The sequence below is a fragment of the Pseudomonas sp. S1_E05 genome, assembly GCF_056337105.1.
Window position 1 is genome coordinate 355388 of the sequence record NZ_JBFRHM010000001.1, and the last position, 24659, is coordinate 380046.

At 61.4% G+C, this 24659-nt stretch carries 28 protein-coding genes; 16 read left to right on the forward strand and 12 right to left on the reverse strand.

Features of this window, described 5'->3' with window-relative positions; genetic code table 11:
* Positions 1 to 60 precede the first annotated feature (60 nt).
* The 3 genes from AB4N33_RS01420 (at position 61) to AB4N33_RS01430 (ending at position 1256) form a co-directional block, all read left to right on the forward strand.
* Entirely contained in the window at positions 61 to 549 is a 489-nt protein-coding gene (locus tag AB4N33_RS01420) for a DMT family transporter (RefSeq protein WP_476456240.1), read from the forward strand.
* 2 nt (positions 550 to 551) lie between these two features.
* Positions 552 to 1004 (forward strand): DMT family transporter, encoded by a 453-nt coding sequence (locus AB4N33_RS01425; RefSeq protein WP_460122377.1) that lies wholly within the window; start codon positions 552 to 554, stop codon positions 1002 to 1004.
* An 84-nt stretch (positions 1005 to 1088) separates the two neighbouring features.
* On the forward strand, positions 1089 to 1256 hold the full coding sequence (locus AB4N33_RS01430) for a metallothionein (protein WP_460122379.1): 168 nt from the start codon (positions 1089 to 1091) through the stop codon (positions 1254 to 1256).
* Between the two features lie 24 nt (positions 1257 to 1280).
* On the opposite strand, the gene AB4N33_RS01435 is transcribed toward AB4N33_RS01430, so the two are convergent.
* Together AB4N33_RS01435 and AB4N33_RS01440 are read right to left on the reverse strand one after the other, a co-directional pair.
* Positions 1281 to 1559, reverse strand: coding sequence for a hypothetical protein (locus AB4N33_RS01435; protein WP_460141220.1), 279 nt, complete (start codon positions 1557 to 1559; stop codon positions 1281 to 1283).
* A 25-nt stretch (positions 1560 to 1584) separates the two neighbouring features.
* Positions 1585 to 1812 carry a DUF6555 family protein gene (locus AB4N33_RS01440; RefSeq protein WP_460122383.1) on the reverse strand — a complete coding sequence of 76 codons (228 nt, stop codon included), beginning with the start codon at positions 1810 to 1812 and terminating at the stop codon, positions 1585 to 1587.
* A 147-nt stretch (positions 1813 to 1959) separates the two neighbouring features.
* Between AB4N33_RS01440 and AB4N33_RS01445 the strand changes: the two genes are divergently transcribed.
* The 3 genes from AB4N33_RS01445 (at position 1960) to AB4N33_RS01455 (ending at position 4093) form a co-directional block, all read left to right on the forward strand.
* Positions 1960 to 2745 (forward strand): AraC family transcriptional regulator, encoded by a 786-nt coding sequence (locus tag AB4N33_RS01445; RefSeq protein WP_476456241.1) that lies wholly within the window; start codon positions 1960 to 1962, stop codon positions 2743 to 2745.
* A 186-nt stretch (positions 2746 to 2931) separates the two neighbouring features.
* Positions 2932 to 3105 carry a DUF1427 family protein gene (locus tag AB4N33_RS01450; RefSeq protein WP_460122387.1) on the forward strand — a complete coding sequence of 58 codons (174 nt, stop codon included), beginning with the start codon at positions 2932 to 2934 and terminating at the stop codon, positions 3103 to 3105.
* A 31-nt stretch (positions 3106 to 3136) separates the two neighbouring features.
* Entirely contained in the window at positions 3137 to 4093 is a 957-nt protein-coding gene (locus tag AB4N33_RS01455) for a quinone oxidoreductase family protein (protein WP_476456242.1), read from the forward strand.
* A 62-nt stretch (positions 4094 to 4155) separates the two neighbouring features.
* Here the strand turns inward: AB4N33_RS01455 and AB4N33_RS01460 are convergent, their stop codons facing one another.
* Positions 4156 to 4830: a histidine phosphatase family protein gene (locus tag AB4N33_RS01460; protein WP_476456243.1), complete on the reverse strand. Its 675-nt coding sequence runs from the start codon at positions 4828 to 4830 to the stop codon at positions 4156 to 4158.
* 359 nt (positions 4831 to 5189) lie between these two features.
* On the opposite strand from AB4N33_RS01460, the gene AB4N33_RS01465 reads away from it, so the two are divergent.
* Positions 5190 to 5897 (forward strand): glutathione binding-like protein, encoded by a 708-nt coding sequence (locus AB4N33_RS01465; protein ID WP_476456244.1) that lies wholly within the window; start codon positions 5190 to 5192, stop codon positions 5895 to 5897.
* A gap of 256 nt (positions 5898 to 6153) precedes the next feature.
* Positions 6154 to 7128 carry a porphobilinogen synthase gene (gene hemB, locus AB4N33_RS01470; RefSeq protein WP_476456245.1) on the forward strand — a complete coding sequence of 325 codons (975 nt, stop codon included), beginning with the start codon at positions 6154 to 6156 and terminating at the stop codon, positions 7126 to 7128.
* 44 nt (positions 7129 to 7172) lie between these two features.
* Here hemB and AB4N33_RS01475 read toward each other — a convergent pair whose 3' ends face one another.
* Positions 7173 to 8708 carry an FAD-dependent monooxygenase gene (locus AB4N33_RS01475; protein WP_476456246.1) on the reverse strand — a complete coding sequence of 512 codons (1536 nt, stop codon included), beginning with the start codon at positions 8706 to 8708 and terminating at the stop codon, positions 7173 to 7175.
* 155 nt (positions 8709 to 8863) lie between these two features.
* Here AB4N33_RS01475 and AB4N33_RS01480 point away from each other — a divergent pair, with 155 nt between their 5' ends.
* Complete coding sequence (locus tag AB4N33_RS01480) at positions 8864 to 9961, forward strand: DUF1615 domain-containing protein (protein ID WP_476456247.1); 1098 nt, start codon at positions 8864 to 8866, stop codon at positions 9959 to 9961.
* A 23-nt stretch (positions 9962 to 9984) separates the two neighbouring features.
* On the opposite strand, the gene AB4N33_RS01485 is transcribed toward AB4N33_RS01480, so the two are convergent.
* From AB4N33_RS01485 to AB4N33_RS01495, 3 genes are all read right to left on the reverse strand, one after another.
* A complete protein-coding gene (locus AB4N33_RS01485) occupies positions 9985 to 10698 on the reverse strand; it encodes an anti-sigma factor (RefSeq protein ID WP_476456248.1) in 714 nt (237 codons plus the stop codon).
* The gene (locus tag AB4N33_RS01490) at positions 10695 to 11222 is read right to left on the reverse strand and encodes a sigma-70 family RNA polymerase sigma factor (protein ID WP_460126602.1); all 528 of its coding nucleotides are present in this window, start codon (positions 11220 to 11222) and stop codon (positions 10695 to 10697) included. The genes AB4N33_RS01485 and AB4N33_RS01490 overlap by 4 nt, the downstream gene beginning before the upstream one ends.
* A gap of 190 nt (positions 11223 to 11412) precedes the next feature.
* Complete coding sequence (locus tag AB4N33_RS01495; RefSeq protein ID WP_476456249.1) at positions 11413 to 11934, reverse strand: DUF3455 domain-containing protein; 522 nt, start codon at positions 11932 to 11934, stop codon at positions 11413 to 11415.
* A 156-nt stretch (positions 11935 to 12090) separates the two neighbouring features.
* Here AB4N33_RS01495 and AB4N33_RS01500 point away from each other — a divergent pair, with 156 nt between their 5' ends.
* Complete coding sequence (locus AB4N33_RS01500) at positions 12091 to 12711, forward strand: glutathione S-transferase (protein ID WP_460122403.1); 621 nt, start codon at positions 12091 to 12093, stop codon at positions 12709 to 12711.
* Between the two features lie 27 nt (positions 12712 to 12738).
* On the opposite strand, the gene AB4N33_RS01505 is transcribed toward AB4N33_RS01500, so the two are convergent.
* Positions 12739 to 13179, reverse strand: coding sequence for a CBS domain-containing protein (locus AB4N33_RS01505; protein WP_460141227.1), 441 nt, complete (start codon positions 13177 to 13179; stop codon positions 12739 to 12741).
* A 152-nt stretch (positions 13180 to 13331) separates the two neighbouring features.
* Between AB4N33_RS01505 and AB4N33_RS01510 the strand changes: the two genes are divergently transcribed.
* Positions 13332 to 15692 carry a DNA polymerase II gene (locus AB4N33_RS01510; RefSeq protein ID WP_476456250.1) on the forward strand — a complete coding sequence of 787 codons (2361 nt, stop codon included), beginning with the start codon at positions 13332 to 13334 and terminating at the stop codon, positions 15690 to 15692.
* Here the strand turns inward: AB4N33_RS01510 and AB4N33_RS01515 are convergent.
* The 3 genes from AB4N33_RS01515 to AB4N33_RS01525 form a co-directional block, all read right to left on the reverse strand.
* Complete coding sequence (locus tag AB4N33_RS01515; protein ID WP_460141229.1) at positions 15657 to 16127, reverse strand: DUF1810 domain-containing protein; 471 nt, start codon at positions 16125 to 16127, stop codon at positions 15657 to 15659. The genes AB4N33_RS01510 and AB4N33_RS01515 overlap by 36 nt on opposite strands.
* 29 nt (positions 16128 to 16156) lie before the next feature.
* Positions 16157 to 16978 carry an aldo/keto reductase gene (locus tag AB4N33_RS01520; protein WP_476456251.1) on the reverse strand — a complete coding sequence of 274 codons (822 nt, stop codon included), beginning with the start codon at positions 16976 to 16978 and terminating at the stop codon, positions 16157 to 16159.
* Positions 16979 to 17082: 104 nt separating this feature from the next.
* Positions 17083 to 18231 (reverse strand): aldose epimerase family protein, encoded by a 1149-nt coding sequence (locus tag AB4N33_RS01525; RefSeq protein ID WP_476456252.1) that lies wholly within the window; start codon positions 18229 to 18231, stop codon positions 17083 to 17085.
* A 238-nt stretch (positions 18232 to 18469) separates the two neighbouring features.
* Here AB4N33_RS01525 and AB4N33_RS01530 point away from each other — a divergent pair, with 238 nt between their 5' ends.
* Both AB4N33_RS01530 and AB4N33_RS01535 read left to right on the forward strand, forming a co-directional pair.
* Positions 18470 to 19219, forward strand: coding sequence for a hypothetical protein (locus AB4N33_RS01530; RefSeq protein WP_460141231.1), 750 nt, complete (start codon positions 18470 to 18472; stop codon positions 19217 to 19219).
* A 132-nt stretch (positions 19220 to 19351) separates the two neighbouring features.
* On the forward strand, positions 19352 to 20137 hold the full coding sequence (locus AB4N33_RS01535) for a sulfite exporter TauE/SafE family protein (protein WP_476456253.1): 786 nt from the start codon (positions 19352 to 19354) through the stop codon (positions 20135 to 20137).
* On the opposite strand, the gene AB4N33_RS01540 is transcribed toward AB4N33_RS01535, so the two are convergent.
* Positions 20134 to 21348 carry an MFS transporter gene (locus AB4N33_RS01540; RefSeq protein WP_476456254.1) on the reverse strand — a complete coding sequence of 405 codons (1215 nt, stop codon included), beginning with the start codon at positions 21346 to 21348 and terminating at the stop codon, positions 20134 to 20136. The two genes, AB4N33_RS01535 and AB4N33_RS01540, sit on opposite strands and share 4 nt — an antisense overlap.
* A gap of 309 nt (positions 21349 to 21657) precedes the next feature.
* On the opposite strand from AB4N33_RS01540, the gene AB4N33_RS01545 reads away from it, so the two are divergent.
* The 3 genes from AB4N33_RS01545 to AB4N33_RS01555 are packed head-to-tail and all read left to right on the forward strand — an operon-like array spanning position 21658 to position 24653.
* Positions 21658 to 23007 (forward strand): epoxide hydrolase family protein, encoded by a 1350-nt coding sequence (locus tag AB4N33_RS01545; protein ID WP_476456255.1) that lies wholly within the window; start codon positions 21658 to 21660, stop codon positions 23005 to 23007.
* A gap of 49 nt (positions 23008 to 23056) precedes the next feature.
* Positions 23057 to 24127, forward strand: a complete 1071-nt coding sequence (locus tag AB4N33_RS01550; protein ID WP_460122423.1) for an alpha/beta fold hydrolase — start codon at positions 23057 to 23059, stop codon at positions 24125 to 24127.
* Positions 24128 to 24149: 22 nt separating this feature from the next.
* Complete coding sequence (locus AB4N33_RS01555) at positions 24150 to 24653, forward strand: cytochrome P460 family protein (RefSeq protein ID WP_476456256.1); 504 nt, start codon at positions 24150 to 24152, stop codon at positions 24651 to 24653.
* Positions 24654 to 24659: the final 6 nt, after the last annotated feature.

A 24659-nucleotide genomic window follows, 5' to 3' on the forward strand; every position in this document is an offset into this window, starting at 1 on the left:
ATCGCGAGCAAGCTCGCTCCTACAGGGGATCTGCCGCTTATTTGTGAAGGTACCTTGTAAATGCAATCCATCGAACAAACCGGCGAAGTCGCCACGCCGGCACCCCAACCCGGCTTGCGCCTGTTACTGCTCCCCCTGGTCATCCTCGCCGGCATGGGCCTGTCCGTTGAAGCCGGGTTGCTCGGGCCGTTGGGCGGGCAGGTGGGGCATCTGTGGGCGACCTTGAGCATCTTTGGCGTCGGCTCGGCGGTTCTGTTTCTGCTTTTGCTGTTCAGTGGTCCACAACGAGGCCCGGCGCTCAGCGAACTGCCACGCTGGCAATTGATCGGTGGCTTTCTCGGGCCGATGTATGTGGTGGTTCTCACCCTGGCCACGCCGCATATCGGCATCGCCATGACCATGATCGCGATCCTCTCCGGGCAGGTCGGCAAAAGCGTGCTGATCGACCATTTCGGCTGGTTCGGCACCACCCGCAAGAAGGTCAATGGCGAGCGCTGGCTGGCCTTGCTGTTGATTGTCGCTGCACTTGTTCTGATTGCTCGGGGTTGAAGATGAATCTGATTGTGCTGTTGGGAGTGGTGGTGGCCGCCGGTGCGGTGTTGAGCGTGCAGGCAGCCATCAATGGGCGCCTGGGCGAGACGGTCGGCGTATTGCGCAGCAGCCTGCTGACCTTCGTGGTCGGCGCGGTGGTTACAGGGTTGTTGATCCTGTTTTTCGAACCTGCCCATGCTGTGAGTCTGCTGAATGTGCCGAAATGGCAACTCTGCGGCGCGCTGTTCGGCGTGATCTACATGATGGTCATGGTGGGCGCGGTGCCCAGGGTTGGTACAGCCGTGGCAACGGTTGCCGTGATCGTCGGGCAACTGGGCATGGGCATGTTGATCGATAACTTCGGATGGCTGGGCAACCCGGCGATCGAGTTGTCCGGCAGCCGGATCCTGGCGATGGTGTTGCTCGCCCTGGCGCTGGTGTTCATGTATCGCAGCAGCACGCGAGGCGCTTGAACTCCGCTGGGGGAGACGACTCCTACATTAGGAAGACGGATCGTACTCGCGAGACCGGACGACCACACCACTGGAGTCAGACTCATGATCGATAGCGAAAGTACCTGCGACTGCCCAAAATGCAACTGCAAGCTGGGAGAGCATCCGATTGCCCGTCACGGCAAGCACTACTGTTGCGACGCGTGCGCCAAGCACCACGAACACGGTGAAGCGTGCTCAAGCAAGGGCTGCAAGTGCGCCCATGGCGGATAGGCGAGTGTTTGAAAAGGGTGGAGCCTATTCGGGCTCCACTTCCAGTTTCAGGCTTTGATCATCGAAGCGCTGGGTACAGCGGATGACGCCATTGAGCCGCCGTCCCTGCACGACCACCAATAGAGTTTTCGCCTGGTCCAGATCCTCCGGCAGGGGGGCGTGCACGCGCAGGGCAAAACGGCTCGGGTCATCCTCGATCTGCTCCAGGCCGACCTGGCATTCCGCGCTTTTGGTGATACGGCCGAACAGCGTGTCCAGGCCGTAGTCGATATGCGCCGTGCTGGTGGGTTGCTTAGTGTTCATCTGCAAATCTCCCCAATGAATCCGATCAACTTGCCGGGCGCCACGTGACGTTCTCCACGCCGAATTTTTCCGCCATCGGTTTACTGGTCTTTTGCACTTTTTCCCGGCCAAAACGCGGGATTCGACCCACGCCGGCGTCGCAGCTGGCCCAATGCCAAGCCTCGGCGTTATCCATCTTTTCCTGGCGGATGATGAATGACTTGGGGGCCCCATGAAGGGTGTATTCAATGACGAAAAGTTTTGCGTTGTTCATAAAGCCCGTATTCCTCCCTGTGGTAATAGAGGGATCGCCGCTGTTGCGGAAAATTCAGTCGGATTGTCAGACGGCCGTCATCGGTGGCGAGCGGGCCGGCGGCTGGTTACCATGCGCTGTCCGCCAACCCTCCAGTGATTGCTGATCATGGCCCTTGCCGCACCGCCTGACCTGAGTGATACCGATGTGCCCGTGCAACCGCTGGCGCGTACTTACCCGCGCGGACTGTTCATCGAGCCGCACGAGCATGCCTGGGGCCAGTTGTTGTATGCGATGAGCGGGGTGATGTGGGTCGAGACGCCGCATGAAGCCCTGGTGGTGCCGCCGCAGCGGGCGGTGTGGTTGCCGCCGGGCGTGCCCCACGGGATCCGCGTGGTGTCGGATTTGCAGATGCGCAATATCTACCTGCGCCCGTCATTGGCGGCGACGCTGGACGCTACGGTGCAGGTGATCGAAGTGGGTGGGTTGCTGCGCGAGTTGATCGTCGGCCTCGTGGCGCAAGGCGAGGACGGGCCACCGGAGTATTACGAGGCGTTGGTGGGCCTCGCGCTGCTGGAGCTGCAACGAGCCCGGCGCTCGCAATTGAAGGTGCCTTTGCCGGACGATTCCGACCGACGCCTGATGAATCTGTGCCAGGCCGTCATGGCCGCGCCGTCGTTGGACATCCCTTTCGAGCAACACGCGGAGAATGCCGGGGCGAGCGTGCGCACCCTGGCGCGACTGTTCAAGGAGGGCCTGGGCATGGGCTTCGCCGAATGGCGGCGTCAGGTGCAATTGGCGATGGCGGCGGCCGAGCTGATCCAGGGCGTGGCTGTCAGCCGCATTGCCCGGGAGCTGGGTTATTCGCCGAGCAGCTTCAGCGACATGTTCCGCCGCGAACTGGGCATGGCGCCTTCGCAGTTTGCCCTCAATCCCCACGCCTCAACCCTGTAGGAGCGAGCTTGCTCGCGATGACGGTGGGTCAGTTGAAAATAATGTCGACTGACACTGCGCCATCGCGAGCAAGCTCGCTCCTACAGGGGGCGGGTGGGTTTGTCCGAAATTCAGAAGCACCTGTCCGATGCCATTCGCCGCTTCTCCCTAGACTCTGCGCATACCTCACATCCTGCGGAGTCTGTCATGAGTTACCTCGTTTCGCTGGCCATCGGCCTGGGCGTCGGCCTGATCTATGGCGCGCTGGATTTTCGTTCCCCCGCGCCGCCAGCCATCGCGTTGATCGGCCTGCTGGGCATGCTGGCCGGCGAAAAGTTGTGGCCGATGGGCCGGCAACTGGTCGCTGGCTGGATCTCCTGAATTTCCTTCCTCCTGTTCAATGGATACGTTCATGAAAGCATTGCAGTTCGATAAAACCGGTGACCTCTCGGCCCTGCGCCTGGCCGAAGTCCCCACGCCTGTTTGCGGCGCCGATGAAGTGCTGGTACAGATCAAGGCTGCGGGCCTCAACCCCAGTGATGTGAAGAACGTACTGGGGCGTTTCCCATACACAACGCTGCCGCGCATTCCCGGCCGTGATTTTGCCGGCATCGTGGTGCAGGGCCCGCAGGCGTTGGTCGGTCAGGAAGTCTGGGGCACCGGCCGTGAACTGGGCTTTTTCGCTGACGGCGCCCATGCGCAATTCGTCAAACTGCCGGCCAACGGCGTTGCGCTCAAACCCTCGCACCTGAGTTTCGCCCAGGCCGCCAGCCTCGGCGTGCCTTACACCACCGCCTGGGATGCTCTGGAGCGCAGCCTGGTAATGGCGGACACCCGGTTGCTGGTGATCGGTGGCGGAGCGGTTGCCACAGCGGCGCTGGCCCTGGCGAAAGTGCGTGGCGCGAAACTGCTGGCCGCGGCGCGCCGACCGGAGCAGGTCAAGGCCTTGCAGGAACAGGGTTATCAGACGCTGCAACTTGCACAGCCAGAGGCGCTCGGCGCCCAGGTTAATGAGGTGTTCAGCGGCGGCGCCGAGGTGATCTTCGACTCCACCGGCTTCTGGCTGCCGGCTTCCGTCCCGGCATTGGCTACCTTCGGCCGAATCGCCATCATCGCCGCACCGGTGGATGGCATGGTGCAAATGCCGGCGCTGGCGCTGTACCGCAAGGGCGGTTCCGTGGTGGGTATCAACTCGTTGCTCTACGGCGTGCAGGCCTGTGCGGCGATGCTCGATCAGTTCGGCAAGTTCTTCGATGAGGGACTGTTGCCGCTGCCCCAGGGGTTGGTGGAAGCGCCGTTGGCCGAAGGGCTCGCGCGCTATGCCGAGGTCAATCAGGGCAGCAGTGACAAGGTCATCCTGGTGCCCTGATCAATCATGTCCCTTGCAGGAAAGGGCTCGCCAGCGATGGGGCCCGATCCGCACCCGCTACCTCAAGTCGGACAAGTTTGCTGTCCATTATCCAACCCCTGTTTGTAGCTATGACTCTGCAAGCTGGCTTTACCGTTATGCCAGGTCAGGGTCAGCACATACAGCGAGTCGAAGTCGCCGGATTCCCAGTCATCGGTGATGTTCTGCTTTTTGCCCACGGCCTTGCCCGCGACCTTGTTGATCAGTTCGGGCAGGTAACCATGGGACCAGGCCGTGTAGATCACCGAGTTGTGGTACTTGTTGCTCAGCAGTTCGTTGGCCAGGTCATTGGTATCGTTGGCGGAATAATCGATGTTCACCGGCAGGCCGAGTTTGATTGCGCTGGGGCTGATGGTCATCAGGGGGCGGATGTAGCTGTAGGAATTGTCCAGTTCGCCTTCCTCGACATTGCGCGTCGGGTTCGCGGCGAATACGTAATTGGCCTTGCCGAATTTTTCGGGCAGCAGCGTCGCCAGGTCGATGGCCCGGTTCAGGCCCTGGCAGTTGAGCTGGCCGAGGCCACCCTCGGGTTTTTCTGCGTGGCGCAGGAACACCAGCGTCTGGGTGCCGTTCTTCGGTTGAGCGCGACTTTCGCTGGATTCCAGCGACAGGAACAGCCCACTGACTGCCAGCAGGGAGGGTAGCAAGAGCCAGGCACGAGGCTTGAGGCGTTGCAGGTATTTGATCGGGTTCATCATGGAATGAGTGATTCTTCAGCGCATTCGGTTAAGGCTGACAAACCTTTGCACCCGCGCTCCTGGCGTCAGGTGGTTTCCATGTCGTGCAACCGGTCCGTTTCCAAAAAAAGGTAAGACTCAGAGTCCACTGACGCTCATTTGGTTCGATGCCGGTTGCGTGCGCAGCAATGTACCGACCACCTCAAACGTCTTGCTGCAGAGGTTATCGACAGGATGTTGCGAAATTGTGGACACGGTACTCGGGGCAGGGGCTGATGAAACCTGCATTGTGCTGATCTTGCCTATCAGCATTATTGATGCGTCAAATGGCGCGGTTGCCACTATGATCGTCCCTCTCAATCTTTTCGTGGATCCCCGTGATGACTGATCTGTCTGCGTTCCCCATCACCCGCAAGTGGCCGGCGCAATACCCTGAGTGGATTCAGCTCTACTCGCTGCCAACCCCCAATGGCGTCAAGGTGTCGATCATGCTCGAAGAGATCGGCTTGCCTTACGAGCCGCATCGCGTGGGTTTCGAGAGCAACGATCAGTTTTCTCCCGAGTTTCTTTCGCTGAGCCCCAATAACAAGATCCCGGCGATCCTCGACCCCCACGGCCCGGGCGAAAAACCGCTGGCGCTGTTCGAGTCCGGGGCGATCCTCATCTACCTCGCCGACAAAAGCGGGCAACTGCTGCCCCAGGATGCCGCCGCGCGTTACGAAACGATCCAGTGGCTGATGTTCCAGATGGGGGGCATTGGCCCGATGTTCGGCCAGCTCGGTTTCTTCAACAAGTTTGCCGGCAAGGACTACGAAGACAAGCGTCCACGTGACCGCTACGTCGAAGAAAGCAAACGCCTGCTCAAAGTCCTCGACACCCGTCTGCAAGGGCGCTACTGGATCATGGGTGAGCGCTACACCATAGCCGACATCGCCATCTTCCCGTGGGTGCGCAACCTGCTCGGGTTTTATGAAGCCGGCGAGCTGGTGGGCATTCACAACTTCCCCAACGTGACCCGGGTGCTCGAGCGCTTCCTGGCACGGCCAGCGGTGGTACGCGGGCTGGAGATCCCTAAACCGGTTTCCTGACCGCCCCCGAGATCACTGCAATTGCCTGTGGGAGCGGGCTTGCCCGCGATTGCGGTGTGCCAGGCAACATGGATGTTCGATGTGCCACAGTCATCGCGAGCAAGCCCGCTCCCACAAAGAGCCATTCCATACCATGGCTAACGTGGATTATTGCCAAAGCAGTAACGGTTTTTCCTCCTGACGGGTTTGTACCACCGGGTGCCACAGGCATAAGCTTTTGCCCCCTACGACTTTCGTCTTGTCCTCAGGAAGGTTCATGTCCAGCCAGTTCCCCGAAGCACGTCCACGCCGTCTGCGTCGCAATGCGAGCCTGCGCAGTCTGTTCCAGGAAACCGAGTTCAGCCTCAATGACCTGGTGTTGCCGATTTTCGTTGAAGAAGAGATCGACGACTTCGTGCCAATCAAGAGCATGCCCGGTGTGATGCGCATTCCGGAATCAAAACTGGCCGGCGAGATCGAGCGTTATGCCCGGGCCGGGATCAAGTCGGTGATGACCTTCGGCGTATCCCATCATCTGGACAGCAACGGCAGCGACACCTGGAGCGAGAACGGACTGGTGTCGCGCATGTCGCGCATTGCCAAGGACGCTGTGCCGGAGATGATCGTCATGTCCGACACCTGCTTTTGTGAATACACCGATCACGGGCATTGCGGCGTGATGCATAACCATGAAGTGGACAACGACCAGACCCTGGTCAGCCTCGGCAAACAAGCCGTGGCCGCCGCGCGTGCGGGGGCGGATGTGATTGCCCCGTCGGCCGCCATGGACGGCCAGGTGCAGGCGATCCGCCGGGCCCTGGACGCCGCCGGTTTTACCCAGACCGCGATCATGGCTTACTCGACCAAATTCGCCTCGGCGCTCTACGGCCCGTTTCGTGAAGCCGGTGGCAGCGCCCTCAAGGGTGACCGCAAAAGCTACCAGATGAACCCGATGAACCGCCGCGAAGCTCTGCGTGAATCGCTGCTGGACGAGCAGGAAGGCGCCGACGCACTGATGGTCAAACCGGCCGGCGCCTACCTGGACATCATCCGCGACATCCGCGAGGCGTCGAATCTGCCGCTGTCGGCGTATCAGGTCAGCGGCGAGTACGCGATGATCAAGTTCGGCGCCCAGGCCGGGGCCATCGACGAAGATCGCGTGGTGCGCGAAAGCCTCGGCGCGATCAAGCGGGCGGGGGCAGACCTGATCTTCACTTACTTCGCGATGGACCTGGCGTTGGCGGGGATCTGAAACACACACGCATTCCTCCCTGTGGGAGCGGGGAATGCAGGGTGTCAGTGATCTGCAAAATAGGGGCGGATCCCGTGCTGCCGAAAGTATCGTTCGATGACTTTCGGGTCCGAACAGGTCTCGGCAATCGCCACATAGGTGTCCGGGCGCAGCAGGTAAAAGCCATTGCGCCCAAGCCCCGCCGCATCAAACGCCGGCCGCCAATCGAACACGTGCAAGGGCACATGGTGTTCGTTGCACCAGGCGATCATTTCGTCGCTGGTGTCGCCATACACATGCACCTGCCAGTTCAGACACTTCAGCGCTTCATAGTTATCTCCTTCACCGTCATGCGCCCAGGGCAACCGATCGCCGCCGTGCACCTGTCCGGCGGTGCCGGTGCTCAAGGGCATGCCGCGATAATTCACGGTGATCTGTGACACGGTCCGAAACAGGAACTCGCGGGAGGCAGCGAAAGAGGCCGCTTTGGGCAGCAGAAACGGCGCCAGGCGCGTGCGCAGCAGATCGGCCATACGCCCTTCGGCGGTGACGAAGCTGAACACCCGGTCGGTGGTGGCGACCAGTTTGCGTGCGAACGCGATGCGCTCGGTTTCGTAGGTGTCGAGCAGCGCTGGCGTGGCGCTGCCATTGAGGACGGCAGCCAGTTTCCACGCCAGGTTAATGGCATCACCAATCCCGGTGTTCATGCCCTGGCCGCCCGCCGGACTGTGTACATGGGCAGCGTCGCCGAGCAGAAAGGCGCGGCCGCGACGAAAGTGCTCAGCCACGCGATGGTGAACGCGATAGGTGGAAAACCAGTTGACCCGTTCGATCTGCACTTTCAAATGTTCGATGGCCCGGCTGCTGACGTCCTCGAACTGCAGCGTGTCGGCGTGTTCGGCGCGGTCATCGCGTACTGTGCCGATCAGCCGCGCGCGACCTTCGCCGGCCAAGGGGAACACCGCGAGAAAGTCCGCTTCATCCAGGTCCAGGTGCAACTCGCCATTGAGGGCCGGTCCTTTGGCCTGCACATCGGCCACGTAGAAAATTTGTTGGTAAGTCCCTCCGGGAAACCCGGTGTCCAGGGTCTTGCGCACAATCGAACGGGCGCCGTCACAACCGGCGAGATAGCATGCCTGGCAGATTTCCTCCTGACCGTCGGGCAGGCGCAGGCGGGCGGTCAGGGTGTCGCCGGTTTCCTCGAAATGCTCAAGCGAGGTATTGCGCTCGACGTGCACACCGAACGTCTCCAGGCGCTCGATCAGCAGCTTCTCGTGCTCGTCCTGAGGGAAAATCTCGAGGAAGGCATAGGGCGTCAGTCCTTCACCCACCGTACTTAACGGCAGGCGTGTGACCGGTTCGCCCCTGACCCAGAAGTTGGCCGCCGCCACGCGATGGCCGCCTTTGATCACCGCGTGGCTCAGGTCCAGTTGCCGGTACAGCTCGAGCGTTCGCGCCTGCACGGCCAGTGCCCGCGATGTGGTGCCAGGGGTGGAAGTCCTGTCAATGATCCGTACGCGAATCTTCAACTTGCTGAGCCACAGCGCGAGCACCAGCCCGGTGGGGCCGGCGCCGACGACCAGCACGTCGCAGCGGTTCATACCTGGGTCCCTCGTTTTCACGCCCCTGTCTCCATTAAAGCGCACGGTGGGGTGTTTTTCCCGGGCCGTGAACGCCGGTCACCACTTGCAGTCATAGCTTGCGCCATGCCATTGATCGTATGGTGAGCAAGGTTCAACGCATTGGATGGAGCCGCATGCAAGTCTATCGAGTGATCCTGAGTAGCATCGCGCTGCTGGTGCTGGCCGGTTGCGGCACGCAGCGTCCCCAGCAGACGGCGCCCCGGCCGCCTGCCGAAGTCAGGGCAGAGATCGTGCGCCTGCTGCCGGCCAAAACCGTGGATCGCCAGGGTTGGGCCACGGACATCTACGCCGCGTTCGCTGCCCAGGGCATCGAGACCTCAACGCAAAACCTGTGTTCGGTGCTCGCGGTCACCGAGCAGGAATCCACCTTCCAGGTGGATCCGCCCGTGCCGGGCCTGGGCAAGATCGCCCGGGACGAGATCGACCGTCGCGCCGCCAAGGCCCACGTGCCTGGCCTTTTGGTGAGTGCTGCGTTGCAAGTGCGCTCCAGCAACGGCAAAACCTACAGCGACCGATTGAGTAGCGCGCGCAGCGAAAAAGAGTTGAGTGCGATTTTCGATGATTTCATTGGCATGGTGCCCATGGGGCGCACGCTGTTCGGCAGCTTCAACCCGGTGCACACCGGCGGGCCGATGCAGGTCAGCATCGAGTTTGCCGAACAGCAGGCCCGCAATTATCCGTACCCGGTGGACGGCACCATTCGCCGTGAAGTGTTCAGCCGTCGTGGCGGCATGTACTTTGGCATCGCCCACTTGCTCGGTTATCCGGTGAACTACACCCAGCCGCTGTACCGCTTTGCCGATTTCAACGCCGGCTGGTACGCGAGCCGCAACGCGGCCTTTCAGAATGCGTTGAGCCGCGCTTCGGGCATCCCCCTGGCGCTGGATGGCGACCTGGTGCGCTTCGGCTCGATCATGCCCGGCAGCACCGAACTGGCCGCACGAAGCCTGGGTAAACGCCTGGGTATGCGCAACCCGGTCATCAGGGATCAACTGGAGAAGGGCAAGAGCCTGGATTTTGAAGAGACCGAGCTGTATCAGCGGGTGTTCGACCTGGCGGAAAAGGCCGACGGTCGTCAGTTACCCCGGGCGGTGTTGCCGGGCATCGTACTGCAAAGCCCGAAAATCACCCGCAAACTCACCACGGCGTGGTTCGCCAAGCGGGTTGATGAGGAGCGGTATCAGCGATGCATGAAACAAGCGGGCAAATGATTACGCGGTGGGATACGGGTGGGTCAAATCACCTTCACCGCACGCCCAATGGCCTGGATCGGCCCTGTCGGTTTGCCAATCGGCGAGCCCGTGCGGTTTTCCAGGGTTAGCTCGAACAACTGGTTTGCCTCCAGAGGCGGCAGTTTGTCCAGCGGCACCGACAGGGTTTGCCCCGGTTTCACCAGGCCCAGGGAGACCGGCCCTTGCCAACCCTCGCCCTTGGTCCAGAACTCCAGCGCCCTGTCCTCTGGAACCTGCGCAACCCCCAACGGAATCAGCTGGATCTCCCTGGGATTGCTGGCCTGGATCACCCAGCCGGGGGCGTTGTCCTGCGGCGCGACCAACACCACCAGATAGGTCGTTTTGACCGTGGTTTGCGTCAGCAGCAACGCGCCGAGTACGAGTGTTGCTGCCAGCCCGGCCCCCGCGAGACCTCGCCATAGCGCCAGCCGATCCCACCAGGAGGACGCTGGGGACGCGACCGGTTTCACGTTCGACGCGTTGAGGCTGCGTTCGATGCGGTGCCACAGTTGGGGCGATGGTGTTTCGGGTTCGGCAAGATCAGTCAGGCCCAGCAAACGACGCTCCCAACCATCGACCGCCGTGCGCAATCGGGTTTCGTCGCGCAGGCGTCGCTGGACCTCGGTGCGCTGCTCTGCCGAAAGCGTACCCAGTACGTATTCACTGGCGAGCTCGTCAAGTTCCTCCGGGGTTTCATCCACAGGTCGGGTGGTCATCCCATGCACTCCCGCAAGGCCATCAGGCTGCGTTTGATCCAGGCTTTGACGGTGCCCAGCGGTGTGCCGAGCTTGTGTGAAATCTGCGCATGGGAATAACCGTCGACGTAGGCGTGCAGGATGCATGTGCGCCGTGCCGGTTCCAGCTGTTCCAGGCACAGATGAATGCGCGATGAGTGGACTTCGGCATCGACTATTTCAACGCTGGGGTGCGTGTCGATATCGCCCTGGATTTCACGCGGGTTGTCGCGGATGAAATTGAGCGCCAGATGTCGCGTCACGCTGAACATCCAGCCTCTTGCTGTCCCGCGCGACGGGTCGAAACGCGCGGCGCCGGCCCAGATCTTCAGGAACGCATCATGCACGATGTCCTCGGCCAGCGCCGTGTCGTGCACCAGCCTGCGGGCCACGCCGAGCAAACGCGGGCTTTCCTGCACATACAAGGCCCGCAGGGCCTGGCGCTCGCCCCGGGCACAGGCGGCGAGGTGGGCTTCGTAGTCGAAAATGGGTTCGGGCAATGACAATGTGCTCAACCGTCAAAATAAATCCGGATGCCATGAATCTAGCAGAGGACCCTGTAGGAGCGAGCATGTCGAGGCGTCGAACCGTCGCGATGGTCGTCAACGATAACGCTGGCTGTCTGATTGCCCGCGGTGTCTGGACTACCATCGCGAGCGATCGAGCGTCGACCGGCTGCTCCTACAGAAAGCGCTTTCAGCTCGCCGACCAGAAAATATAATCCGCCTGGTACTTCACCACTTCCTGCTTGCCCTTGTTGGCGGCCGTGCATTCGGCGCTGGGTGGGACGCCACCCTTGAGCGCCACGCGCTGGATGTAGCTGACGCCGCTCATCGCGCCTTTTCCTTCGGCGGGGTTGGCCTTGACCAGTTGATAGGGAAGGTTGCCGGGGCTGGATGGTGCGACGGCCAACTGGGTGCCGGTGACCTTAGAGCCATCCTGCGCTTGCCAGGTGGCGGGTGGGCCGAAGTAGGTGCCGACCTGTTTGCCGCTGCGATCATTGAGGACTGCCTTGGGGCCGACGAAGAACCATTCGGTTTGCCCGGCGGCATTGGCCTTGTCGCGGCATTCGTAGGTGATTTCACCCACGCCGGTAGTTTCCATTGCCACTTTGTGGCCGTCCGGCACCTTGATGCTGTCAGGTAGAGCGCTTTGTGCGAACGCCGCAGGCGTGGCAAGGAGCAAACCGGCAAGGCATATCAGCTGTTTGGGATTCATGAATTTTCTCCGTCATGAGTGATTCGCTATGCAGTCATTGGGGCTGCTACAGGTACTACCCGTCGGAAAGGGTTTTGGATGCAGGACAAAAAAAAGAATTTTCACGGCACGGCCGTAGTCAGCTGCTACAAAGAGAACACCAAAAGGGAGGTGTTTATGTACCAACTCTACGGACACAAGAACTCGGGTGCCGCTGCCATCGAGGCCGCCCTGGAGCTGTGCGAGGTGGCTTATCGGTTCATCGACGTCGAGCTGTCCATGGAGGCAGCCCTGGAACTGCAGAAACTCAACCCGCTCAAGCAGATTCCGACCCTGCAATTGCCCGACGGCAGCATTCTCACCGAGAGCGCGGCCATCCTGATCCATTTGGGGTTGAGCTTTCCCGAGTCGAGCCTGCTGCCCAAAGTGACTGCCGAACGCGACCAAGCGCTGCGGGGCCTGGTGTTCATCGTCAGTAATTGCTACCCGGCCATCGGCATCATCGATTACCCGGAGCGCTGGTTGATTGCGTCGGATCACTCCAGCCGGGAAAACCTCGTGGCCGGTGCGCGTCAACGCCTGCACTGGTGCTGGGAGGTGTTCGCCGACCAGTTTTCCGGTGAGTTGTACCTGGGGGAGGAGACGCCCGGTGCGTTGGACGTCCTGGCCGCGGTCGTCACACGGTGGGCCGGGACGCGAGAGCATCTGCGCGCCGCGCGGCCGGGCTTTCATGCCTGGCTTGAGCGGATCGACCGACACCCGACGCTGGCGCCGGTGTTTGCGCGGCATTGGAGTTGACGGTGCCCTTGTAGGAGCGAGGGAGAGTTACTCCCCGCGAATGTACTGCTCCAACTGCTTGATCAGGTCAGCCTGTTCGGCGATGGCTTCCTTGACCAGGTCGCCGATCGACAGCAGGCCGATCAGCTTGCCGTTTTCCACCACGGGCAAGTGGCGCAGGCGCTTGTCGGACATGATGCCAAGACACGTGTCTACGGTTTGTTTGGTGTCCACTGTGATGACGGGCGAGACCATGATGTCGCGCACCGGCGTGCCCACCGACGAGCGGCCATGCAACACCAGTTTGCGCGCGTAGTCGCGCTCGCTGATGATGCCCAGTACTTCATCGTTTTCCACCACCAGCAAGGCTCCGACGTTTTTCTCGGCCATCTTCATCAGGGCTTCGAGCACCATGTGGTCCGGCTTGATCTGGTGAACTTCCTGGTTTTTCTGATCTTTCAACTTGAGCAGTTGGGCGACGGTTTTCATGATGGCTGTCCAGGGGATTGGCGTTGTTCCTGAAGAATCGTAGACCCGAGCGCTGAGAGCAAGACGTAAAGCGGCAGATAACGCGCAAAAAACGTCATCCGACGGTTTTTTTCGTAGAATTGCCCACGGAAATCAAATCTGAGGTTGCAGTGGTGGATTTACAGCGGGGCTTCGTCCTGACCCGACATTGGCGCGATACCCCGACCGGCACCGAAGTCGAATTCTGGCTGGCGACCGACGGCGGGCCCCGGCGCATTCGCCTGCCTCATCAGCCGTCGGTGGCGTTTATCGCGGCCGAGCAGCGTGAGCAGGTGGAGCGGCTGCTGCATGACGAAAAAAACGTCAAGCTCAGACCCCTGGCCCTGCTGGATTTCGATCACCGCCCAGTGCTCGGCCTCTACTGCCAGCAGCACGCGCAATTGATGCGCCTGGAAACCACGCTGCGCAAGTCGGGCGTCGAGATGTTCGAGGGTGATGTGCGTCCCCCCGAACGCTACATGATGGAGCGGTTCATCACCGCGCCCGTCATCTTCGGTGGCACCCCCGATGCCGACGGCCTGCTGCTCGATGCGCAGATGAAGCCCGACCCCGATTACCGCCCAAACCTGCGGCTGGTGTCACTGGACATCGAGACCACCGCGCAAGGCGAGCTGTACTCCATCGCCCTGGAAGGCTGCGGCGAACGGCAGGTGTACATGCTTGGCCCGCCCAATGGCGACGACAGTGCGGTGGATTTCCAGCTCGAGTACTGCGATTCGCGCGCCGCCTTGTTGAAAAAGCTCAATGAATGGTTTGCCCGCCACGACCCGGACGCCATCATCGGTTGGAATGTCGTGCAGTTCGACCTGCGCGTGCTGCACGAACACGCTCGACGGCTGGCGGTGCCTTTGAGGCTGGGGCGTGGCGGTGAAGAGATGCAGTGGCGCGAACATGGCAGCCGCAACCATTACTTCGCCTCGGCCGCCGGAAGGTTGATCATCGATGGCATCGAATCCCTGCGCTCGGCCACCTGGAGCTTCCCTTCGTTCAGCCTGGAAAACGTCGCGCAAACCCTGCTCGGCGAAGGCAAGGCGATCAGCACGCCGTACCAGCGCATGGACGAAATCAACCGCATGTTCGCCGAGGACAAGCCGGCCCTGGCCACCTACAACCTCAAGGACTGCGAACTGGTCACGCGGATTTTCGCCAAGACCCAGTTGCTCACGTTTCTCCTGGAGCGGGCCAGTGTCACCGGCCTGCCAGCGGATCGCAGCGGCGGCTCGGTGGCGGCGTTCACGCACCTTTACATGCCGCTGATGCACCGCCAGGGTTTCGTCGCGCCGAATGTGGGCAGCAAGCCGGCGCAGGCCAGCCCCGGCGGATTTGTCATGGACTCGCAACCGGGCCTGTACGAGTCCGTGCTGGTGCTCGACTACAAAAGCCTGTATCCGTCGATCATTCGTACCTTTCTCATCGACCCCGTGGGATTGATCGAAGGTTTGCGCCACCCAGAAGACAGTGCATCGGTGCCAGGTTTTCGCGGTGCACGTTTCTCGAGGACCCGGCATTGCCTGCCGGCCATCGTCGCGCGGGTCGCCGAGGGCCGCGAAACCGCCAAGCGCGAGCACAACGCGCCGCTGTCCCAGGCACTGAAGATCATCATGAATGCCTTCTACGGCGTGCTCGGCTCAAGCGGCTGTCGCTTTTTCGATACGCGGCTGGCCTCGTCGATCACCCTGCGGGGCCACGAAATCATGTTGCGCACGCGGCAATTGATCGAAGCCCAGGGCCATACCGTGATCTACGGCGACACCGATTCGACGTTCGTCTGGCTGCGCCGTGCCCACGGCCAGCAGGAAGCGGCGCAGATCGGCCAGGCTCTGGTCGATCACGTCAACCAGTGGTGGCGCGAGCACGTGCAGCAGGAGTACGGGTTGCAAAGCGCGCTGGAATTGCAGTTCGAAACCCACTACAAGCGCTTTTTGATGCCGACCATCCGCGGGGCCGAGGAGGGCAGCAAAAAACGCTATGCCGGGCTGGTGACGCGCGCCGATGGCAGCGACGAAATGGTCTACAAGGGGCTGGAAAGCGTGCGCACCGACTGGTCGCTCCTGGCCCGCCAGTTTCAGCAGGAGCTGTACTCGCTGATCTTTCACCACAAGCCCTATCAGGACTACGTGCGTGAGTACGTGCGCAAGACCCTGTCGGGCGAGTTCGATGATCGACTCGTCTACCGCAAGCGCCTGCGTCGCACTCTCGACGATTACGAACGCAACGTACCGCCGCATGTTCGCGCGGCGCGCATTGCGGACGAATATAACGATCAGCAAGGCCGCCCTCGCCAGTACCAGAACGGTGGCTGGATCAGCTACGTGATCAGCGTCGCAGGACCCGAGCCGCTGGAAGTGCGCAGCACGCCCATCGACTACGACCACTACGTCACACGCCAGCTGCAGCCAGTGGCCGATGCGATCCTGCCGTTTGTCGACGACGATTTCTCAACCCTGATTGGGGGGCAACTGGGCCTGTTTTGAATCCAGCAGGCTCAGCGTCCATCCGTCCGGGATGCCGTGGAAGTATCGCTCCAGCGCCTGATGGTACAGGCTTCCCGGCGGGGCAAACTGGGCGAACAGGGTCATGGAAGAATGGAATTTCAGGTTATCCGGATGACCAAATACCTGGGCAATCGAGCGTTGCGGGATATCCAGCACCAGTTGCGTGCACGTGCGCAGGCGTGGGCCCAGCAGGTCATGTTGCAGGTAGGCCGACGCTTCTGCGCCGGAGCGAATGGCAAAGCGCCGGGACATTTCACTGTCTCCCAGCCCCGAGAGTTGCGGAAAGACGAACCACATCCAGTGACTGCGCTTGAGGCCGGCGCCGAGTTCGTTTTTTACGCGCTCGATCACCGGGTCCTGCGCCAGGACAAAGCGCTGCAGGTTGAAGGCGTCGAGCTGATCGGTGCTTCTCATCAGAAGCCCTCCGACAGAACCGCGATGGCTCAGACCATGGCCAGTCGCTGTTTGCGTTGTGGCGCGCGAAACGCGTGGTCCAGCGCCTCCAGATCCCCGGCTTCAAGTTGCAATTGCGCGGCTTGTGCGTTCAGGCGCACGTGTTCAGGGCGAACCGCCTTGGGGATGGCAATCACGCCATCGTGTCGCACAATCCACGCCAGCGCTACCTGTGCGGGGGTGGCGGCATGACGAGCGGCCACCTGCTTGAGCGTCGGATGGGCGAGCATTTGGCCGCCCTGGCCGATCGGGCAGTACGCCATCAGGGGCAGCCGGTGCTGCTGGCACCAGGGCAGCAAGTCGAATTCGATGCCTCGTTCCTCCAGGTTGTACAGCACCTGGTTGGTGGCACAGGCCGGCGAGGCCAATTGCGCCAAGTCATCGACGTCGAAGTTGGACACGCCCCAACGGCCGATCTTGCCTTCCTCGCGCAGGCGTTCGAAGGCGTCGACGGTCTCTGCTAGCGGATACTGGCCGCGCCAGTGCAGCAAGTACAGGTCGATGTAATCGGTATTCAAACGGCGCAGGCTGCGTTCGCAAGCCTGGGGGATACCTTGGCGGCTGGCGTTGTGCGGGTAGACCTTGCTGACCAGGAAAACCTGATCGCGTCGGCCGGCAATCGCTTCGCCGACCACCTCTTCGGCGCCCCCTTCAGCGTACATCTCGGCGGTGTCGATCAGGGTCATGCCCAGCTCGATGCCCTGGCGCAGGGCAGCGACTTCTTCAGCGTGACGGGCGTGATCCTCGCCCATTCGCCAGGTGCCCTGGCCAATGACTGGGACCTGGACGCCAGCCAGTTCGAGAGTTCGCATGAATACCTCCGGTGAACAATGGGTTATCCAGTTGGCACCAGAATAGCTCAGCGGTTCCCTTTGCCTGTAGTCGCCGGCATGGCAGCGACTACAGGCAGGCGGGCTTAGTGGGCAGAGAACTTCAGGACAGTACTCTGGGTGTAGGTCTTGCCTGGATCCAGGCGTGTGGATGGGAAGTTCGGCTGATTGGGGGCGTCAGGATAGTGCTGAGTTTCCAGGGTAAACGCGCTCCAATGGTTGTAGGTCTTGCCTGCCTTGCCCTTGACCGTTCCGTCGAGGAAGTTGCTGGTGTAGAACTGCACGCCAGGTTCGCTGGTGTAGAGCTGCAACTGCCGTCCGGACTGCGGGTCGCTGACTTGCGCGGCGAGTTTGCCTACGTCGCCCTTGCTGTCCAGTACCCAGTTGAAATCAAACCCGCCTTGCTTGGGTTCGGCGAACTTCAGTTGAGGGTGATCAGCCTTGATATGTTTGCCGATGGCGGTGGGTTGGGTGAAATCCATTGGCGTGCCGGCCACCGGTGCCAGCTCGCCGGTGGGGATCAGCTTTGCATTCACTGGCGTGTAGTGACTGGCGTGTAACGTCGCCAATTGTTGCAGTATGTCGCCGTTCCCCGCTCCAGCCAGGTTGAAGTAGCTGTGGTTGGTCAGATTCAGCACCGTGGGTTTATCGGTGGAGGCCTTGTAGTCGATGCGCAGTTCGTTGCGATCATTGAGGCTGTAGGTAACCTCGGTCTTGAGGTTGCCGGGGAAGCCCATCTCGCCGTCCGCCGACAGGTACGTCAGCGTGACACCCACGCTGTCCCCGGTTTTTACCGGTTCGGCTTTCCAGACACGCTTGTCGAAACCCAGCGGGCCGCCATGCAGTGAGTTGGAACCGTCGTTTTGCGGCACCTGATAACGTTTGCCGTCGAGCTCGAAGGCACCGTTGGCCAGGCGATTGCCGAAACGGCCAATGGTGGCGCCGAAGTAAGCCTTGCCGTTCTGATAGCCCTGCACATCGTCGAAGCCGAGCACCACGTCCGCGACTTTGCCGTTCTTGTCCGGCACTTCAAGCGCTTGCAGGGTGGCTCCGTAGGTAATGACGCTGGCCTGCATGCCGTGGCTGTTGCGCAACACATATTGCTCAACGGCCGTACCATCTGCGGTCTTGCCGAATGTTTTCATGTCGCTGGACAGTCCGGCGGCGTGAGTGGGGAGGGTGGCGATCATCATGGACAGTCCAAGGAGGCACAGGGGATAGCGGGATTGAAGCATGGTCAACCTTCCTTTTTGTTGTTTTTGTATAAGTAGTCATACTAGAAGTCGATTTTTAAAACGACCTGCAGGGTTTTATAGCTGGTTTTGAGAGCTTTGCGCTAATAAAGTCTGACTATTAAGTTTTGAGTGTCATTGCCAGGATGGTCGGCACTGCACTTTTTTGAAATTCCCGGCTCTATCCTTGGCCAGCCTGCGGCGATCCCCACCGCCGGCCCATGCCCAAGTCCAAGCACCCATGGCTCGAGTTTCACCTTCAACTGTTGTGTCCACCCGCCGTCTTGGCCTGCTGCTCGCCGTGCTGTCGATGCTGTTTACCAGTGGCTGCAGCCATCAGGATGGAAAAGACATCATCAGCCAGTTTCGCGAGGGCCGGCCCCAGGAGTTCCTGCAGACCAGCGTCGACCGCATGGCGACCCTGGCCATGCGCGACAACCTCGACAGCCTCTACCTGCTGATGGGCAAGCTGTACCTGCGCAATCCCCAGGAGTTGAAGAAGTCCGGTTTTCTCGATTCGCGCACGGCGGTTAAACAGGTGCGCATGGCCATCGAGCAGCAACAGCCATTGCCGGCTCTGGGCGGCCGCAAGGACCTGGCGGCGCTGAGTTTCGCCATGAGCCCGGAGTTTCTGGGCGATCGGGTCGGGGCGTTCATCTACGCCATCGGCAGCATGCTGGTGACGGCCCATGGCAACCGGCTGGAGTTCTATATGACCGATTCGATCAACCCGACCTTCGTCAACAACGCCGCGCGCAACATCGAAAAGGCCACCTGGATTCTCAGCCAGCGGCAGACTGCCGACGGCCAGCCCATGTTGTTCTCAAATGAAATCTCGGAGGAGGGCAGCAACCTGAGTTTCGCCACCGAGTTCGGCAAGATGGTCGCCCGCCTGGACCTGATGACCCAGATGCTCGACGAGCGCTATCGCAGGATCGGATTGAATTACGCACAGAGCCTGCTGTTCCTCAATTTCCTGCCTGTCCAATAAACACGCCACTCCCACAGAGCAAACCAGGCTGATATCAAACAGTGGAATAAAGATAGATCGCATCGATATAAGTGGTTATAAGAAAAATCGCTATCCTGCGGGCCAGATTTTTCCTGCGGTGTGGGCGTGTTGATGGAATTCGGTGATTTCGGCCTGGTCGTGGCAGGTCTGGTAGTGGGCTTCATCGTCGGTATGACCGGCGTCGGGGGTGGTTCGTTGATGACCCCCATCCTGCTGTGGTTCGGCGTCAATCCGGCGACCGCCGTGGGTACTGACCTGCTGTACGCGGCGATTACCAAATCCAGCGGCGTGCTGGTGCACCGCAAGAACAAGAACATCGACTGGGCCATCACCGGCTGGCTGACCCTGGGCAGTGTGCCGGCGGTGGCGCTGACGTTGTGGTTTCTGAGCACCCTGCAAACTTCACCCGATGCGATGAACGCGATCATCAAGCAGGCGTTGGGTTTTGTGCTATTCGCTACCGCACTGGCGATTTTCTTCAAGAAGCGCTTGCTCGACTTCGCGCACAACCGTGCGGGTGGTCATTACAACCCCAGCGGCAAACGCCTGAACGTGCTGACCGTGATCACCGGCCTGATCCTCGGCACCATGGTCGCGCTGACCTCCATCGGCGCCGGTGCCTTGGGCACGGTGGCGTTGTTTATCCTCTATCCGCTGCTGCCAACACGCCGCCTGGTGGGGACCGAAATTGCCCACGCCGTGCCGCTGACCCTGGTGGCCGGCCTTGGCCATGCGAGCATGGGCAACATGGACTGGGGAGTGCTGGGCTTTCTGCTGGTCGGTTCACTGCCGGGGATTTACCTGGGCAGCCACCTGACCGGGCGCATTTCCGACGATTGGCTGCGCCCCTGCCTGGCCAGTATGCTGTTGCTGATCGGCTACAAGCTGGCGTTTTAAGTGACCCGCGCGCCCCGCCAGATCAGCAACGCGGCCAGCAACTGACTGGCGGCAAAAAAACTGAACAGGCCCAGCGGGCTCCACCGGGCGTCCAGCAGCACGCCCGCGACGGCCGGCGACAGAATCGCGCCAAGACGCCCCAATGCCAGCACCAGGCCCACGCCCTGGGTGCGCACGGACGTGGCAAATGCTTGAGGCGCCAGGATGAACAGCGCGGCGATTGCGCCATACAGCAACAGCCCGGTACTGAAACTGACGACCACCGCCAGGCCCCGCGAGCTCGTTGCCGGCACCATCAACGCCATCAGCCCGGCGTTGAGCAGCACGAACCCCAGCAACAAGCGCCTGCAGCCAAAGCGATGCGCCCCAAGCCCCATCAGCAAGGCACCGAGCATTCCGCCGAGGCCAAGCAACATTCCGCCCGCGGCACCTTCCTTCTGCGAAAAACCGTTCTGCACCAGCAGCGTCGGGGTCCAACTGGTCACGAAGTAAAAGCAGAACATGACGAGGAAAAAAGCCAATGCCAGGGCCAGCGTCTGCCGCCACTGACCCGCCACGAACAACTGCCGATAGGGCATACCGGCCTGGAATGCTGGCAGACACGCTGATGACGGTGGCGGGGGGCGCCCCACCTGGCGCAGCGCCAGGAACTCGGGGGATTCGTGCAGCCACAGTACGCCGGCGAGGGTGGCGGCGAGCGTGAACAGTCCCCCCGTGAGAAAGACATAACGCCAACCCAGGCCTTCATTGAACACATGCGCCAACCCACCACCCAGGCTTACGCCGAGGGCGAACGCCAGCGATTGCAGAGCGATGGCCAGGCCTCGCCGGTGCAGGCTTGCATGCTCATGGGTCAGTACGTTGGCGCCCACCAGTACCGCGCCCAGGCCGACACCGGTCAGGGTGCGCAGCAGCATCAATGGGTACAGGCCCGGACTCCAAAACGACAGCAGCATGCACAGGCTGCTCAGCGACAGCGCGACCAGCAGCAGGGGGCGACGCCCATGCCGGTCAGCGAAGGGCCCGGCGAGCACTGAACCGCCTGCCATCCCCACCAGACTGGCGCTGAGCAGCAGGCCCAGCTCGATCGCATTCAAACCCCACTGCGCCAACACGCTGGCACCGGTGAACGCCATGGCCATGACGTCAAGGCCATCGACCAGGTTGAACAGCATGCACAGCCCGACCACCGCCCAGCGAGTGGGCGCCATGGTCGTGTCCTTCATACCCTCTGCAAGCGTTGTCACACTCATCCGCCATCCATCGAATCTTATTGTCATGCGAGCAGGCAATGCCTGCCTCCCGCGCTGCTGACGACAACATTCAAGGCCCGTGCTGGCAAGTGATACTTAGGTATCGACCGACACCTACGTGCAATCGTCCCAAGGGGATCAGGGTGGTCTTATCAAGCCTGGCGAGGGCTGGACTGACGCAACAACCGCGGCCTTGAGCCTGCGCGCGTCATTCGATCCGGCAACTCGCACTGCGCCTGTAGGCCACTTACTCAAAGGAGATTGATCATGCTTGCAGTTTCGTCCGTTCTCACCTGGCACCGATGCCTGGCGTCATCCGCCAGACTCCATGTGCTCGGTCTTGCCCTGCTGGCTGGCAGTAGTGGTGCATGGGCTGCCGCCCCTTCGGCCAGCGCTGCTTCGGAGGCCGTTCGTCCGTATCGCATCCATGTCGATGAGTCGCAACTGATTGACCTGCGCAAACGCATCGCCGACACCCGCTGGCCCGACAAGGAGCTCGTCAAGGACGTCAGCCAGGGCGTGCAACTGGACCCGGTGCAAGCGTTGGTGAAGTACTGGGGCACCGATTACGACTGGCGCAAGGCGGAGGCGAAACTCAATGCCTTGCCCGAGTTCATTACCACCATTGACGGCGTCGACATCCAGTTCATTCACGTCCGTTCGCGCAACCCCAATGCCATGCCGCTGATCCTCACCCACGGTTGGCCAGGTTCGCAATTCGAGTTCCTTAAGACCATCGGCCCATTGACCGACCCCGTTGCGTACGGCGGGCGTATTGAAGACTCCTTTGACGTGGTGATCCCGTCGATTCCCGGCCACGGTTTTTCCGGAAAACCCACTGAACTGGGTTGGAACCCTGACCGAGTGGCCAAGGCCTGGGACGTGCTGATGAAGCGCCTGGGCTACAGCCATTACGTGTCCCAGGGCGGCGACCATGGTTCGGTGGTGTCCGATGCGCTGGGCCGCCTCGCGCCGCCTGGATTGCTGGGGATCCACCTCAATATGCCGGCGACCATCCCACCGGAGCTGGTGAAGCCGATCTTCGGCGGCGATCCGGCCCCGGCCGGGCTGACCGTGCCGGAGCGTAACGCCTTCAACTCGCTGAGCACCTTCTTCGGGCGCAATGCCGCCTACGGCGCAATGATGGTCACCCGTCCGCAAACCATCGGTTACCTGTTGGCCGATTCACCAGCGGGTACGGCGGCCTGGATGTACGAGAAGTTCGCCGCCTGGACCGACAGCGACGGCAAGCCGGAGCGCGTGCTGAGCCGCGATGAAATGCTTGACGACATCAGCCTGTACTGGCTGACCAACTCCGGCGCGTCGTCCTCTCGTTTCTACTGGGAGAACAACAACAATAACTTCAGTGCCGAGGCGCAGAAGACCGCCTCGATCAAGATACCGGTGGCGATCACCGTGTTCCCTGGCGAGATCTATCGCGCACCCAGAAGCTGGGCGCAGAAAGCTTATCCGACGCTTTTCTACTTCAACGAAGTGAGCAAGGGCGGCCACTTTGCCTCCTGGGAACAGCCACAACTGTTCAGCGAAGAGCTGCGCGCCGCGTTCCGACCGCTGCGCGCCGAGGTCAACAAAACCGTGGCGAAGACGGCTCCTTAATCCATTCCATCACGCGGTGGCCCGGTGGTCACCGCACGGGAGACTCTGCATGAACATCTCGATCGATCCTCAAGCGGTTTCGCGTCATCTGCGTTTTTTCGCCTGCACGGCGCTGGCAGTGGCTTTCCTGCAAGTCGGGGCGTTGGGCATGGCTTCGTCACACGCCAATGCCGCTGCTGTCCCTGCCGGCACCATCGGCACGCTGACGCCGGGCGGGCATACGTCTCTGGGGGCACTGAAACATGTCAAAGCCGGCCTGCTGGATGTCGCCTACGCCGAGCTCGGCCCAGCTGACGGGCCCGTGGTGATTCTGTTGCATGGCTGGCCCTACGACATACACAGCTACGCTGACGTGGCGCCTGCCTTGGCCGAGAAGGGCTACCGGGTGTTGGTCCCCTATGCGCGGGGTTATGGCGATACACAATTCCTGTCCGCCAAAACCGTGCGCAATGGCCAGCCCGCCGCGTTGGCCAAGGACGTGATCGATTTCATGGACGCGCTGCACATCAAGCAGGCGGTCTTTGGCGGGTATGACTGGGGCGCGCGCACGGCGGATATCGTCGCCGCCCTGTGGCCGGAGCGGGTGAAGGCATTGGTGGCGGTCAGCGGTTACCTCATCGGCAGCCAGGACGCTGGCAAAGCACCGCTGCCACCGGCGGCCGAGTTGCAGTGGTGGTACCAGTTTTACTTTGCGACCGAGCGCGGCCGTCTGGGCTACGAGAAAAACACCCACGACTTCGCCAAGCTGATCTGGAAACTGGCCTCACCGAAATGGGACTTCGACGACGCGACCTACGATCGCAGCGCCGCCGCCCTGCAAAACCCCGATCACGTCGCCGTCTCCATTTTCAATTACCGCTGGCGTCTGGGCCTGATCAAGGGCGAGGCCCGCTATGACGCGTTGGAGAAAAAACTGGCGCAATCCCCGTCCATCAGCGTGCCCACCATCACCCTGGAAGGCGACGCCAATGGTGCTCCGCATCCACCCGCCGAGGCTTATGCCAAACGCTTCACCGGCCAATACGAGCATCGCCTGATCGACGGCGGCGTCGGCCACAACCTGCCGCAGGAAGCGCCACAGGCCTTCGCCCAGGCGGTGATCGACGCTGATCATCTTTGATCGGCCGCACAGGAGAACCGAGATGAAACTGACTCACATGGCCGTGCTGTCCGCGGCGATTGCCTCGGCGGCACTGGTAGCCACCGGCGTTGCCCTGGGCGACAGCGGTGATGCGTCTCCGATCTACGGCGTGAAGCTGCCCGACGGTTATCGCCAATGGCAGTTCATTGCCCCGGCGCTGGAAGCCCCACCGCTGGATGAGCTGCGCGTGGTGGTCGGCAATGGAAAGGCGATCAAGGCCTACCAGGCTTCGACGCTGCCGTTTCCTGACGGCACGGTGCTGGTCAAGTTGGCCTGGAAACGCGTGCAGTCGCCGGAGTTCGAGCCCGCTGCCATCCCCGGTGCGGCGACCACTGTTCAGGTGATGGTCAAGGACTCGAAGAAATATGCATCCACCGGCGGCTGGGGATTCGGTCGCTTCATCAACGGCAAACCGGCCGATGAGGCCCAGCACCAGACCTGCTTCGCCTGCCATCAGGCGCGTGTACAGAACCACGACTATGTCTTCACCCGATACGCCTTTTGAACCTGA

What these genes read in the sequence shown, in the direction of transcription:
- AB4N33_RS01420 (WP_476456240.1), top strand. Translation starts at nt 61, where the DNA reads ATGCAATCCATCGAACAAACCGGCGAAGTCGCCACGCCGGCACCCCAA.
- AB4N33_RS01425 (WP_460122377.1), top strand. Translation starts at nt 552, where the DNA reads ATGAATCTGATTGTGCTGTTGGGAGTGGTGGTGGCCGCCGGTGCGGTG.
- AB4N33_RS01430 (WP_460122379.1), top strand. Translation starts at nt 1,089, where the DNA reads ATGATCGATAGCGAAAGTACCTGCGACTGCCCAAAATGCAACTGCAAG.
- AB4N33_RS01435 (WP_460141220.1), bottom strand. Translation starts at nt 1,559, where the DNA reads ATGAACACTAAGCAACCCACCAGCACGGCGCATATCGACTACGGCCTG.
- AB4N33_RS01440 (WP_460122383.1), bottom strand. Translation starts at nt 1,812, where the DNA reads ATGAACAACGCAAAACTTTTCGTCATTGAATACACCCTTCATGGGGCC.
- AB4N33_RS01445 (WP_476456241.1), top strand. Translation starts at nt 1,960, where the DNA reads ATGGCCCTTGCCGCACCGCCTGACCTGAGTGATACCGATGTGCCCGTG.
- AB4N33_RS01450 (WP_460122387.1), top strand. Translation starts at nt 2,932, where the DNA reads ATGAGTTACCTCGTTTCGCTGGCCATCGGCCTGGGCGTCGGCCTGATC.
- AB4N33_RS01455 (WP_476456242.1), top strand. Translation starts at nt 3,137, where the DNA reads ATGAAAGCATTGCAGTTCGATAAAACCGGTGACCTCTCGGCCCTGCGC.
- AB4N33_RS01460 (WP_476456243.1), bottom strand. Translation starts at nt 4,830, where the DNA reads ATGATGAACCCGATCAAATACCTGCAACGCCTCAAGCCTCGTGCCTGG.
- AB4N33_RS01465 (WP_476456244.1), top strand. Translation starts at nt 5,190, where the DNA reads ATGACTGATCTGTCTGCGTTCCCCATCACCCGCAAGTGGCCGGCGCAA.
- hemB (WP_476456245.1), top strand. Translation starts at nt 6,154, where the DNA reads ATGTCCAGCCAGTTCCCCGAAGCACGTCCACGCCGTCTGCGTCGCAAT.
- AB4N33_RS01475 (WP_476456246.1), bottom strand. Translation starts at nt 8,708, where the DNA reads ATGAACCGCTGCGACGTGCTGGTCGTCGGCGCCGGCCCCACCGGGCTG.
- AB4N33_RS01480 (WP_476456247.1), top strand. Translation starts at nt 8,864, where the DNA reads ATGCAAGTCTATCGAGTGATCCTGAGTAGCATCGCGCTGCTGGTGCTG.
- AB4N33_RS01485 (WP_476456248.1), bottom strand. Translation starts at nt 10,698, where the DNA reads ATGACCACCCGACCTGTGGATGAAACCCCGGAGGAACTTGACGAGCTC.
- AB4N33_RS01495 (WP_476456249.1), bottom strand. Translation starts at nt 11,934, where the DNA reads ATGAATCCCAAACAGCTGATATGCCTTGCCGGTTTGCTCCTTGCCACG.
- AB4N33_RS01500 (WP_460122403.1), top strand. Translation starts at nt 12,091, where the DNA reads ATGTACCAACTCTACGGACACAAGAACTCGGGTGCCGCTGCCATCGAG.
- AB4N33_RS01505 (WP_460141227.1), bottom strand. Translation starts at nt 13,179, where the DNA reads ATGAAAACCGTCGCCCAACTGCTCAAGTTGAAAGATCAGAAAAACCAG.
- AB4N33_RS01515 (WP_460141229.1), bottom strand. Translation starts at nt 16,127, where the DNA reads ATGAGAAGCACCGATCAGCTCGACGCCTTCAACCTGCAGCGCTTTGTC.
- AB4N33_RS01520 (WP_476456251.1), bottom strand. Translation starts at nt 16,978, where the DNA reads ATGCGAACTCTCGAACTGGCTGGCGTCCAGGTCCCAGTCATTGGCCAG.
- AB4N33_RS01525 (WP_476456252.1), bottom strand. Translation starts at nt 18,231, where the DNA reads ATGCTTCAATCCCGCTATCCCCTGTGCCTCCTTGGACTGTCCATGATG.
- AB4N33_RS01530 (WP_460141231.1), top strand. Translation starts at nt 18,470, where the DNA reads ATGGCTCGAGTTTCACCTTCAACTGTTGTGTCCACCCGCCGTCTTGGC.
- AB4N33_RS01535 (WP_476456253.1), top strand. Translation starts at nt 19,352, where the DNA reads ATGGAATTCGGTGATTTCGGCCTGGTCGTGGCAGGTCTGGTAGTGGGC.
- AB4N33_RS01540 (WP_476456254.1), bottom strand. Translation starts at nt 21,348, where the DNA reads ATGGCGCCCACTCGCTGGGCGGTGGTCGGGCTGTGCATGCTGTTCAAC.
- AB4N33_RS01545 (WP_476456255.1), top strand. Translation starts at nt 21,658, where the DNA reads ATGCTTGCAGTTTCGTCCGTTCTCACCTGGCACCGATGCCTGGCGTCA.
- AB4N33_RS01550 (WP_460122423.1), top strand. Translation starts at nt 23,057, where the DNA reads ATGAACATCTCGATCGATCCTCAAGCGGTTTCGCGTCATCTGCGTTTT.
- AB4N33_RS01555 (WP_476456256.1), top strand. Translation starts at nt 24,150, where the DNA reads ATGAAACTGACTCACATGGCCGTGCTGTCCGCGGCGATTGCCTCGGCG.